This window comes from Vibrio sp. Vb1166, assembly GCF_033338695.1.
Lineage (GTDB): Bacteria > Pseudomonadota > Gammaproteobacteria > Enterobacterales > Vibrionaceae > Vibrio > Vibrio alginolyticus.
Window position 1 is genome coordinate 33841 of sequence record NZ_JAWOTE010000014.1, and the last position, 12286, is coordinate 46126.

Genomic DNA, 12286 nt, shown 5'->3' on the forward strand with positions numbered 1-12286 from the left:
ATCACTAACCTTGGTTCGCCAGTGGGAAATTGACCACAGTCGAGTGCACAGTTTCAGATGATGGTTTCACCAGTTGCGGATAATGGTGTTGGAAGCCGATACTAACGCTACCTCTATTCCAGCCTCCTTTCCTTTTCAGCACTTCAACATGAATCCCTTGCTCGTCGCCTTTCAGTTTTAAACTGAGTGACACAGGCAAAGACAAGCGGTTGATAGTATCTGTTTTAAGCATAAAGAGAGGGCAAGTACCTTGTTCACTCGCTACCTGTAAGCGTTTCACTTGGTGTATTTCAAGCTCTTCTTGCCATAACAAAACATTACTGCATACCCCACTTTTCAGACATTGCTCTGCAGCCCAAAGAGCATCTTTGGGGTGAGTTGGAGTAACAACCCACACTTGGTTTATATCCAACCCGATGTAGTGTAAAAACAGAGAATTCACTAGCGCAGGTGGTTGAATAAATGCGGTCATACCATTGGTCTGAGTGGCTTTTAAATAGGGAGCGAGCAAACGCAATTCACCAATACTACCAATAGATTCCATCTCCACTACGCCATGAGGTGGAAAGCCTCCGCCGAGCAAATCATCTAATTCAGAAAAACCGGAACTAGTCTGCAACTGCTGAGGATCTGCTTTCGTTAAATTTGCTTGCCAAACAAGGTGTTGGCTTTTTAAGTTCTGAATAATATCTTGCATAATAAATACCTGTATATATGTACAGTATATTTCTGTGGGAGAAAGTCGCAAGATTTTTATGAAGAGAGAAATGAAAAAAGGCAGCGTTTGCTGCCTTTTCAATCGATTATGTGAGGTAACCTGAATGAGTTATTTACGCTTCGGTTGAGCGTCGATGCACTGACCGTTCACATCGGTAACCGCAGGATCCATTAAGTGCAAATATAGCGGCATGATATCCAGTGGCGTTTTGAGAGTATTCGCATCTTCACCCGGATATGCTTTTTCACGCATGCGAGTACGAGTGGCACCAGGGTTAATTGCGTTAACGCGGATCGGTGTATCACTCAGCTCGTCAGCTAAAACTTGCATCATGCCTTCTACGGCAAATTTAGAGATAGCGTATGGCCCCCAGAATGCGCGGCCAGAGTGGCCGACAGTTGAAGAGGTAAAGATAATACGCCCAGCTTCTGATTTACGCATCACAGGCAGTAATGCTTGAGTCATTAGCACTTCGGCTTTCACGTTGATCTGCATGATATCGTCGAAGTCTTCCTCTTTGATTTGATCAAATGGACACAGCGAACTCAAGACACCTGCGTTGTGTAATAGACCATCCAAGCGACCAAACTGTCCTTCGATTGTCTCTGCCATATCAATGTAATTCTGCTGAGTTGCACCCTTGAGATCCAATGGAATGATAGCAGCTTGTGGATAGCCAGCAGCTTCAATCTCATCATAGATAGATTCAAGGTTTTGCACATTTCTACCCAAGAGAATAACAGTTGCACCGTGCTCGGCATAAGAAAGCGCGGCTTGACGGCCGATGCCATTACCAGCGCCAGTAACAAGAATGACTTTACCTTTTAGAGCATCAGCTGAAACGGAGTAGTTCACGGCGATAAATCCTTATTATTGTAAGAGGGTCCATGATAGTTAATTGACGCTAAAAAACGCCTGTTTCTCAATGGAAAATCTTGGTAATCGTGACAAGATGGTTACAATACACCAATTCATGTGTTATACCAATTCCAGAACTTTCGTTAGGTATGCTATCAATCAGAACAAGTGGTTACAAACCGCGCTGCCTTCTCGCTGATGTTTCTGCGTAACATACTAACGTCATCTGAAATGAGATAAAGGAGCTCTCGTTGGAATTTTTATTAGATTATGGTCTGTTTCTGGCCAAAATTATCACGGTGGTTGCTGCGATAATTGTTCTGCTCATTATTGCAAAATCGGCTGGTGGCAAATCGGGTGCGGCGAAAGGGGAGTTAGAGATTACCAACCTTTCAGAGCAACACAAACAATCTGTTGAGCAGTTAGAGCATCATTTGCATGACGATGCTTTCATCAAGGCTCGAGATAAAGCCGTCAAGAAAGAAGAAAAAGAGAAGAACAAATCTCGCGAGAAAGAAATCAAACAAGCGAGCAAAGACGGTTCATTAGATAGCAAGCGTGAACCACACCTATTTGTTCTTGATTTCAACGGTAGCATAGACGCAAAAGAAGTCGCGTCTCTACGTGAAGAAATCACCGCTATTTTGGCTGTCGCACGTGAAGGTGATGAAGTGTTACTTCGCTTAGAGTCTGGCGGTGGTATGGTTCATGGTTACGGCCTTGCCTCTTCTCAACTGGACCGAATCAAAGCTGCGGGTCTTCCTCTGACCATCTCTGTTGACAAAGTTGCGGCAAGTGGTGGTTACATGATGGCATGTGTAGCAGATAAGATTGTTTCTGCACCATTTGCAATTGTGGGGTCTATTGGCGTTATCGCACAAATTCCTAACTTCAACAAACTGTTGAAGAAACATGACATTGAGTACGAACAACTAACAGCGGGTGAATATAAACGCACGCTAACGATGTTCGGTGAGAATACCGATAAAGCGCGCGATAAGTTTAAGCAAGAACTTGAAGAAACACATGTCTTGTTTAAAGACTTCATCCGTGAGCGTCGTCCTAGTTTGGACCTAGACAAAGTAGCCACTGGTGAGCACTGGTTCGGTACACAAGCGAAAGAGCTTGGTTTGGTGGATGACATTAGTACATCTGATGATATCGTTGTTGCGGCATGCAAAGATAAAACCGTACTTTCTGTGCATTATGTGCAGAAGAAAAAGCTGGCAGACAAGCTAGCAGGTGTCGCGGGCAAAGTTGCTGACAGTGTGATCTTAAAGTTAGCTGAGCGTGGTCAAAAACCGATTGTTTAATCGAGCTTAAGTTCATGACATTTAAAACGGCGAGGGCAGAAGCTCTCGCCGTTTTTGTTGAACTTTATGTTTATTGATGAATCCAATTACGCATTAGGTGTAATGCTTTACACGACATTTTTCCTCGCTCCAAAGACTGATTACCCGTATAATGTGCGCCTCGAAAACCGAGCAAATTGCTGAAAAGAAACTATTGGTGGAGAAGAACATGTCCTCTCAAACTCCGGTTGTAACCGTAGATGGACCTAGTGGTGCAGGTAAAGGCACTTTATGTATGTTGCTGGCGAAAAAGTTGGGTTTCCAACTCTTAGATTCTGGCGCAATTTATCGTGTACTTGCACTCGCTGCGATTCACCACGGTGTCGACACCGAGTCAGAAGATGCTCTTGTCCCACTAGCAACCCACCTAGACGTTCAATTTATCGCGGAAGGTGACTTAGTTAAGGTCATTCTAGAAGGCGAAGACGTGTCAGGGGAGCTTCGCAAAGAAGAAACAGGCATGGCAGCATCTAAAGTTGCGGCTTTGCCACGTGTTCGTGAAGCATTACTACGTCGTCAGCGTGCATTTGAGACCGCTCCGGGTCTGGTTGCTGATGGTCGTGATATGGGCACAATTGTATTCCCGAGTGCGCAAGCAAAAATCTTCCTTGATGCGAGTGCTGAAGAGCGTGCAAATCGACGCCTTAAACAGTTGCAAGAGAAAGGGTTAGATGTTAGATTTGCTGACCTTTTAAGCGAGATCCAAGAGCGTGACGACCGAGATCGTAACCGCCCAGTGGCGCCATTACGCCCTGCTGAGGATGCGCTTGTGCTAGATTCTACGTCGATGACTATCGACGAAGTAGTAGAAAAGGCACTACAATATATCGAATCGAAGCTAGCTGAGTAATAATACTCGACTAGGCTAAGAGCGTTGGTCGCAAGGATGATGACTGGCGAATTTAATAACCCCATGCGGTAGGATACCCGTGGAAGTTTAATTTATTGAAGATTAATTAAATGACTGAATCTTTTGCTCAACTCTTTGAAGAGTTTCTAAACGAAACAGAATTCCAACAAGGCAGCATCGTTAAAGGTACTGTAGTAGCTATCGAGAACGGTTTCGTTCTTGTTGACGCTGGTCTTAAGTCTGAATCTGCTATCCCTGCTGAACAGTTCAAGAACGCTGCTGGCGAACTTGAAGTTGAAGTTGGCGCTGAAGTAGACGTAGCTCTAGACGCTGTTGAAGATGGTTTCGGTGAAACTCAACTTTCTCGTGAGAAAGCTAAGCGTCACGAAGCTTGGATCGTACTTGAGAAAGCTTACGAAGAAGCTGAAACTGTTGTTGGTATCATCAACGGTAAAGTTAAAGGCGGTTTCACTGTTGAACTAAACGGTATCCGTGCTTTCCTTCCTGGCTCTCTAGTAGACGTACGTCCAATCCGCGACACTGCTCACCTAGAAAACAAAGAGCTAGAGTTCAAAGTTATCAAACTTGACCAAAAACGTAACAACGTAGTTGTTTCACGTCGTGCAGTTATCGAATCAGAGAACAGCGTTGAGCGTGACGAGCTTCTAGAAACTCTACAAGAAGGTTCTGAAGTTAAAGGTATCGTTAAGAACCTTACTGACTACGGTGCGTTCGTTGACCTAGGTGGCGTTGACGGTCTTCTACATATCACTGATATGGCTTGGAAGCGCGTTAAGCACCCATCTGAAATCGTTAACGTTGGTGACGAGATCCAAGTTAAAGTTCTTAAGTTCGACCGTGAGCGTACTCGCGTATCACTAGGTCTTAAGCAACTAGGCGAAGATCCATGGGTAGCAATCGCTAAGCGTTACCCAGAAGGTCACAAACTAACTGGTCGCGTAACTAACCTAACTGACTACGGCTGCTTCGTTGAAATCGAAGAAGGCGTTGAAGGTCTAGTTCACGTTTCAGAAATGGATTGGACTAACAAGAACATCCACCCTTCTAAAGTTGTTAATGTTGGCGACGAAGTTGAGGTTATGGTTCTTGAAATCGACGAAGAACGTCGTCGTATCTCTCTAGGTCTGAAACAGTGTAAAGCTAACCCATGGCAGTCATTCGCTGAAGCACAAGCTAAAGGCGACAAAGTTACTGGTAAGATCAAGTCTATCACTGACTTCGGTATCTTCATCGGTCTAGAAGGCGGCATCGATGGTCTAGTTCACCTATCTGACATTTCTTGGAATGTTGCTGGCGAAGAAGCTGTACGTGAGTACAAGAAAGGCGACGAGATCTCTGCAGTTGTTCTAGCAGTAGACGCTGAGCGTGAGCGCATCTCTCTAGGCATCAAGCAAATGGAAAATGACCCATTCAATGCTTACGTTGCTGACAACAAGAAAGGTGTTCTAGTTAACGCTACTGTAACTGCTGTTGACGCTAAAGGCGCTACTGTTGAAATCGCAGAAGGCGTTGAAGGTTACATCCGTGCTTCTGAAGTATCACGCGATCGCGTAGAAGATGCTTCTCTAATCCTAAGCGCTGGTGATGTTGTTGAAGCGAAGTTCACAGGTGTAGACCGTAAGAACCGCGTAATCAACCTATCTATCAAAGCTAAAGACGAAGCTGACGAGCAAGAAGCAATGGCATCTATCAACAAGCAAGATGACAATGCATTCGGTAACGCAATGGCTGACGCTTTCAAAGCTGCTAAAGGCGAATAATATACTCGCTTAAGCAAAAAAGGAGCCGCAAGGCTCCTTTTTTATATTTGGTCATATTTAAGTAGTAATACTAATGACAGTAAACTATCTTAATAAAAGGCATTTCTTCATTGCGCATTTTGCATAAAATTTGTCTAGAATTGTCAGCAAGTGTTTGTTGGAATTAGTATTACTTACTATAATAAGTGATAAAGATACTCAAAGAGGGCAACTATGACTAAGTCTGAACTGATTGAAAGACTCTGCGCTGAGCAAACACACTTATCAGCGAAAGAGGTAGAGGATGCTGTAAAAGATATTTTAGAGCACATGGCCTCTACACTAGAGAGCGGTGACCGTATCGAGATCCGTGGCTTTGGTAGTTTTTCTCTTCATTACCGCGAGCCTCGCGTAGGTCGTAACCCTAAAACGGGCGATAAAGTGGAATTGGAAGGTAAATACGTTCCACATTTCAAACCTGGTAAAGAACTTCGTGAGCGTGTAAATATTGGTTAATGCACTCTTATTAGTTTGAAAAAAGCGGCATACGTTTGTGTATGCCGCTTTTTTGTAATGTATCCAAGTTAGTCATACATCCAAGATCGTTTACTAATCTAATTGTGGATTCAGCTGTTTTCTTTGCTGCTTTCTATACCCAAATAACTTTAACTTCTAAGCATGTCTACAAACTAAGCATCTTGAGGTTACTTGGGTATAGATTATTGCTAATATACGTAGTCTGAAGAAGCATTTTCCTGCATAATCTTACCGACTTACTCCTAGAAGGGTGATGTAACATGAAAATTATAAAAATCGTTGCTGTTTTAGCTCTCTTTTTAATTGCATTGGCGTTAGGTTCCCAAAACCAAGAGCTCGTGACTTTTAACTATCTTCTAGCAAAAGGAGAGTTCCACTTATCTACGCTATTAGGTGTAGTATTTGTGGTTGGCTTTGCTTTAGCGTGGGTTATCTTTGGTAGCATCCAACTGAAAACTCAGCTACAGGTCCGTCGTTTAAAGAAAAAACTGAAAAAGTACGAACCAACTGAATCAAGCAACGCTGCTGATAAGCCAGCCATTGAAAAACAGGCATAAGGATAAGGCTTAACTTTAATGCTTGAACTACTCTTCTTGTTGTTGCCTATAGCTGCTGCGTATGGCTGGTATATGGGGCATCGCAGCGCTCAGCAAGACAAGCAGAAGCAATCTCATCAAATCTCTCGTCAGTATATGACGGGTCTTAATCTGCTGCTCTCTGACCAATCAGATAAGGCTGTCGATCACTTTATTGAATTGCTCCAAGTTGATAACGAGACCATCGATACTCACCTTGCGTTGGGTAACCTGTTCCGGTCTCGTGGTGAAGTCGACCGCGCAATCAGAATTCACCAAAATCTTATTTCTCGTTCAGGCTTAACACTGGACCAAAAGAACCTCGCCCTTCAACAGTTAGCGAAAGACTACATGGTCTCTGGTTTTCTTGATCGTGCAGAGAAAATCTTTGAACAGTTAGTCGAAGAGCCAGATTACAAAGAGGCGGCTCTTCAACAATTAGTGACCATTTATCAGCAAACACGAGAATGGGAAAAGGCGATTTATTACGCGAACCAATTGGCTAAGTTAGGTAATAAACGCTCAAGGATGCGTGCAAATATTGCCCATTTTTGGTGTGAAATAGCCATGCTCGACCAAGCTGATGGGAATACTAATAAGGCAATACAGCATTTTAAAAAAGCGTTAGCGGAAGACCCGAAGTGTGTTCGAGCAAGTATTGCTTTGGGACGAATTTACCTAGAGTCTGAAGACTATAAGCACACCATCAAATATCTGACGGGGGTACTTGAGCAAGATAAAGACTTTATCAGTGATGTCTTGCCAACTATTGCAGAATGCTATCATCATCTGGGTCAGGAAGATGAACTTGTCGAGTTTCTGAGAGCTTGTATTGATAAGAAAGCAGGCGTATCAGCCGAGTTGATGTTGGCTCAATTAGTTGCTCATCACGAGAACGTTGGGGCTGCTCAAGAGTTACTGACGAAACAATTGCTGAAAAACCCAACCATGAAGGGCTTCTACCGTTTAATTGACTACCACATTGCAGAAGCAGAAGATGGTCGAGCGAAAGACAGCCTATCAACACTACAAGCGATGGTGGGTGAACAGTTAAAAGTGAAACCGCATTACCGATGCCGGAAGTGTGGATTTTCTACCCATTCCCTTTATTGGCATTGTCCGTCCTGTAAAGGATGGGGGACGATCAAGCCAATCCGCGGATTGGATGGTGAATAATTCTTAATGCAGCTGGCAGAGTTTCTGTCCGCTGCATTTTTTTAACTTTTTATTTAATAAGAACCAAAACAGTTAGGAGATGAAATGATCGACCAAAAAGTTATTGTCGCACTGGATTATGATAACCAAGCAGATGCACTTGCGTTTGTAGATAGAATTGATCCTGCGTCATGCCGACTAAAAGTTGGCAAGGAGATGTTTACGCTATTTGGTCCTGATTTTGTACGTGAACTCCATAAACGTGGTTTCTCTGTATTCCTAGATTTAAAATTTCACGATATTCCAAACACCTGTTCGAAAGCAGTTCGCGCTGCGGCTGAAATGGGTGTATGGATGGTGAACGTACACGCGAGCGGTGGTGAGCGTATGATGACGGCATCACGTGAAATTCTTGAGCCATATGGTAAAGATCGTCCACTTCTTATCGGTGTAACGGTACTAACCAGTATGGAACAAAGTGATTTAGCTGGTATTGGTTTGAATGTTGCGCCTCAGGAGCAAGTTATTCGTCTAGCAACCTTGACCAAAAACGCAGGCTTAGATGGTGTCGTATGTTCAGCGCAAGAGTCCTCATTACTGAAGAGCGAACTAGGCCAAGAATTTAAATTAGTGACCCCTGGTATTCGACCTGCTGGCTCAGAACAAGGTGACCAACGCCGTATCATGACGCCAGTAGACGCTATCCAATCAGGTTCAGATTATCTTGTGATTGGTCGCCCTATCACTCAAGCGTCAAATCCTGCAGAAGTGCTGAAGTCGATCAATGAGAGCTTATCTAAAATGTAAGCACTGTCTCGATTGTATGGAGAAAAGTGAGGCTAAGATGCCTCACTTTTTATATCGAATGAAAATACTAATCGCGGTAAAAAACCATTCCTTTTAACCAGCTATGTCTGATCATTTACTCGCTGTAACAGGTATATCGGGGCCAATTGAGATAAAGGTTCTGCGGTTTACTCTGAGTAAAGTAGGGCTTGGTACTATGCCGATCACACTTTTGTAACATAACTCACTGTGATGCCTCGAAAATGCAACCATGTGTTATTGATGGCTTGCGTTACAAATGTCTAAAGAATACTATGGCGAAGATGCATTCACTGCGTTGTAAGGTCTAGGATGACCTAGTGAAACTCTTTGAAATTAATATAGAAGCTGGCAGGACGTCACTTCATATTACGTTCCTATTATTTCCTATCTGCGTATTTTAAATCGCAGCTTTCTGTGAGCTTTCACACGCTGTCTTCCTTGTTACGACCTTAGTGCGCAAACACAACAAGGAAGAAACATGACTAAAAAACTGCCATTTTCAGTACTAGCAACACTGACCGCTGCCAGTTTTCAACTGAGTGCGGCAGAATTGCCAGCTGATATCGAATGGATTTCAAACAACAACGAACCTCTATTTGCCTCTGAAGAGGCGGTACGAGGGGGCACCTATCGCACTTACATTCAGAGCTTTCCGCAAACATTACGAAGTGTTGGTCCAGATGCGAACTCAGGTTTGCGCCAATACTTAATGGATGGTTCACCAAAACTGGCTCAGCGTCATCCAAATACTGGCAAATGGATCCCTCAACTTGCTAAGTCATGGGCATTTGGAGAAGACAACAAAACCGTATTCTTTAAACTCGACGAAACGGCCGAGTGGTCAGATGGTGAAAAAATTACAGCAGATGATTACGTCTTTATGATGAAGTACTACACGTCAAAAGACATTATCGACCCGTGGTACAACGACTTCTTCACAAACAGTATTGTGAGTGTTGAAAAAATTGATGACTACACGATCAAAGTCAATCTTGCTGTAGCTCAAAGTCATGACTCACTTATGGTTATGATTAACATGCCAAGTAATGGTTTTCAGCCTCGTCCTGAACACTTCTTTGAAGGAGAAAAGGACGCAAATAACGATGGCATGCCTGATAACTTCGTCAGAAAGTTTAACTTTAAATCTGAGCCAACCGCAGCGCCTTACTACATTGATCAAGTGAAGAAAGGTAAGAGCGTAACATTCAAACATGTCGGTGAAGATTGGTGGGGATACAACAACCGCTACTATAAAAACCGTTATAACGTTGAAAAGGTTCGCATTAAGGTGATTCGCGATCCTGATATTGCCATGAAGCACTTTGAGAAAGGCAACTTAGACTACTTTGAGATGGTGCTACCAAGCTTTTGGCATGACAAGACCAATAGTGATGTGTACAAAAAAGGCTATATCCAAAAGTACTGGGGCTTTAACGAAGCACCGCAAGGAGCTGGTGGTCTTTGGATGAACACAGCGATGCCGATGTTGGATAACCTAGAAGTGCGTAAAGGTGTTATGGCAGCCACTGACTATGACGGCATGATTGAAAACATCATGCGTGGAGATTATTCACGTAAACCGCATGGACTCGGCTTTGGTCATGGCGAATACGATGATCCTAACAATACACCGCCAAAGTTTGATGCTGATGCGGCGGTTAAACACTTCGAAAAAGCGGGCTTTGACAAAGTGGGCGCAGATGGTATTCGTGTTAACGACAAGGGCCAACGCTTGAGCTTTGCTATCACCTACGGATACAACTCTTGGACACCGCGTATTGCATACCTGAAAGAGCAAGCGAAACTTGCTGGTCTTGAGTTCACGTTAAACTTGGTGGATGGCTCATCTGCGTTTAAATACATTCTTGAGAAAAAGCATCAGCTAGCGTTTTTGAATATGGGCTCTGGTGAGATCCCTGCGTATTGGGAATACCTACACTCGGATAATGCAAATCGACCACAAACGAATGCTCACACCAACTACAGCAGCCCTGAGCTAGACAAGTTAATTGAAGCGTATGATTCTGAGTTTGATCAGGAGAAGCGTTACGACTTGTCGCATCAAATCCAAAACTATGTCAGCAAAGCGAACATCATCGTTCCTGGCTACATGGTGCCTTATTCTCGAGTTGCTCATTGGCGCTGGGTTAAAATTCCTAAAAACGGCATGACAAAAGCGACAGAATGGGTGCTTCATCCAATGGATATCGGTAATTTCTGGATTGATAACCAAGTAAAAGAAGAGACAGAAGAAGCGATGGACGAGGGTAAAACCTTCCCAGAATTAACGGTAATTGATGATCGTTACAAATTGTAAATCAGTAGTTTAGATAGAAAATGATAGCCCCGGTAATGAATTTTATCGGGGCTTTCTTTTTTACTTAATAAGGTAAGACGCTTCTAAAAGGTAGGTTTTTGCATCACCAAGCAAAGAGAACGCTTTATCGATGGTTTTAAATCGATCATCAAGCGAGTCGCTTGATATCAGCTGGCTGAATGTTTGCAACGAGAAAGCTTCGTTTGCTTTGAAGAACTGATGTACGTTTTCAAGCTGCACTTTATGAATATGCTCCACCTTATTTAGGGCGGTGGTTAAATCGGAAATGTTAATCGACATTGCTACTCGGGAACCTTATCAACAAGACCTATATGAGGTCATAGAGTGGGGTTTTATATTTTGTGACAGAGAGTAGCACCGAAGAGCAATTTATAGTCTGATGAAGATCAATTTGCCTTATTTAAGCATCTGTAACGTGGCACTAGACGTGTACCTAGAGCTAGTACACGTTACAACGCTTGAATATAGGCTAGGATTTCACCTGATCAAAAGTAAAAGCCAAGTCCGACTAAAAGCCCTTGAGAAGCTGTATCATATTCAAATACTCCCTCATTTTTGTAATCAACCCAGGTCGACTTGTAAGCTAAGTTGAGATCAGACCATTCGTTAAAACGATAACGAACACCAGTTTGAATGGCATAAGTGAAGTGAGTATCGTTGCCAAGTCCGGCGTCGATGCTGGCATGAAATCGCCAGTTTTCGCTCAATTCATCAATGAGTCGCAAGCCAACTAAAAAATCGACCCAATCTTCTTGTAATGACAGTCTATCTTCTAGTACCCGGTTGTCATTACGATACAGCTTGCCGGTGATGTCATTGTCCCACCAACGTAATCCAAACATATAATCCAGTTTACCAAATGAATATTGTTCGCGTTGGAATGCCTTTGCTTCTAGAACACCTTGCCGTATTTCGATGTCCGCACGATAACGAGCGTTAGGCAGAGCGCCCTTGATATTATTAACATCACCACTTAAGTTCATGAAACTATAATCTATGTAGTAGCCCCACTTACTTTGGTAAATACTCTCGAATCGCAACATCGCCCCAATATCGAGGTGGTCTACGATGAACTTAGGATCGACATCCACCTCTGATGAAAAGCGACCAATACTGGTATCCCCGTGGATATTCAGTCCTAGCATGTACACTTCTATGCTATTTCGCCAACGAGATTCTTGTGTCTCAGCTGAGAGCGCTACTGATGTAGGTAATACAAGAATGAGTGAGGAGAGTGATAGCAGGTTACATGGTTTCATCCAATTTCCTTTTCGGCTTTTCGTCAGCTTTCAGCTTAGTAGAAGTCGCTACACTC

At 43.3% G+C, this 12286-nt stretch carries 12 protein-coding genes; 8 read left to right on the forward strand and 4 right to left on the reverse strand.

What is annotated here, in order from left to right; all coding sequences use genetic code 11:
• Window positions 1–4 precede the first annotated feature (4 nt).
• Complete coding sequence (gene imuA / locus R7E51_RS14990) at window positions 5–697, reverse strand: translesion DNA synthesis-associated protein ImuA (RefSeq protein WP_005372979.1); 693 nt, start codon at window positions 695–697, stop codon at window positions 5–7.
• Between the two features lie 129 nt (window positions 698–826).
• Complete coding sequence (locus tag R7E51_RS14995; RefSeq protein ID WP_005372980.1) at window positions 827–1573, reverse strand: YciK family oxidoreductase; 747 nt, start codon at window positions 1571–1573, stop codon at window positions 827–829.
• 254 nt (window positions 1574–1827) lie between these two features.
• On the opposite strand from R7E51_RS14995, the gene sohB reads away from it, so the two are divergent.
• The 8 genes from sohB to R7E51_RS15035 all read left to right on the forward strand — a co-directional run bounded on the left by sohB (window position 1828) and on the right by R7E51_RS15035 (window position 10950).
• Entirely contained in the window at window positions 1828–2889 is a 1062-nt protein-coding gene (gene sohB / locus R7E51_RS15000) for a protease SohB (RefSeq protein WP_005385819.1), read from the forward strand.
• Window positions 2890–3097: 208 nt separating this feature from the next.
• On the forward strand, window positions 3098–3778 hold the full coding sequence (gene cmk, locus R7E51_RS15005) for a (d)CMP kinase (protein ID WP_021033981.1): 681 nt from the start codon (window positions 3098–3100) through the stop codon (window positions 3776–3778).
• A gap of 110 nt (window positions 3779–3888) precedes the next feature.
• Window positions 3889–5559, forward strand: a complete 1671-nt coding sequence (rpsA, locus tag R7E51_RS15010) for a 30S ribosomal protein S1 (RefSeq protein WP_005385817.1) — start codon at window positions 3889–3891, stop codon at window positions 5557–5559.
• 213 nt (window positions 5560–5772) lie between these two features.
• The gene (ihfB, locus tag R7E51_RS15015; RefSeq protein WP_005385816.1) at window positions 5773–6054 is read left to right on the forward strand and encodes an integration host factor subunit beta; all 282 of its coding nucleotides are present in this window, start codon (window positions 5773–5775) and stop codon (window positions 6052–6054) included.
• Between the two features lie 281 nt (window positions 6055–6335).
• A complete protein-coding gene (locus R7E51_RS15020) occupies window positions 6336–6632 on the forward strand; it encodes a LapA family protein (protein ID WP_206957918.1) in 297 nt (98 codons plus the stop codon).
• Between the two features lie 18 nt (window positions 6633–6650).
• On the forward strand, window positions 6651–7826 hold the full coding sequence (lapB, locus tag R7E51_RS15025) for a lipopolysaccharide assembly protein LapB (RefSeq protein WP_005376665.1): 1176 nt from the start codon (window positions 6651–6653) through the stop codon (window positions 7824–7826).
• Window positions 7827–7910: 84 nt separating this feature from the next.
• Window positions 7911–8612 carry an orotidine-5'-phosphate decarboxylase gene (gene pyrF / locus R7E51_RS15030; protein ID WP_017821659.1) on the forward strand — a complete coding sequence of 234 codons (702 nt, stop codon included), beginning with the start codon at window positions 7911–7913 and terminating at the stop codon, window positions 8610–8612.
• 499 nt (window positions 8613–9111) lie between these two features.
• The gene (locus R7E51_RS15035; protein WP_017633867.1) at window positions 9112–10950 is read left to right on the forward strand and encodes an extracellular solute-binding protein; all 1839 of its coding nucleotides are present in this window, start codon (window positions 9112–9114) and stop codon (window positions 10948–10950) included.
• A 60-nt stretch (window positions 10951–11010) separates the two neighbouring features.
• Here the strand turns inward: R7E51_RS15035 and R7E51_RS15040 are convergent, their stop codons facing one another.
• Window positions 11011–11250 (reverse strand): hypothetical protein, encoded by a 240-nt coding sequence (locus R7E51_RS15040; RefSeq protein WP_005376679.1) that lies wholly within the window; start codon window positions 11248–11250, stop codon window positions 11011–11013.
• A gap of 206 nt (window positions 11251–11456) precedes the next feature.
• Complete coding sequence (locus R7E51_RS15045) at window positions 11457–12230, reverse strand: hypothetical protein (protein ID WP_005385811.1); 774 nt, start codon at window positions 12228–12230, stop codon at window positions 11457–11459.
• Between the last annotated feature and the right edge of the window lie 56 nt (window positions 12231–12286).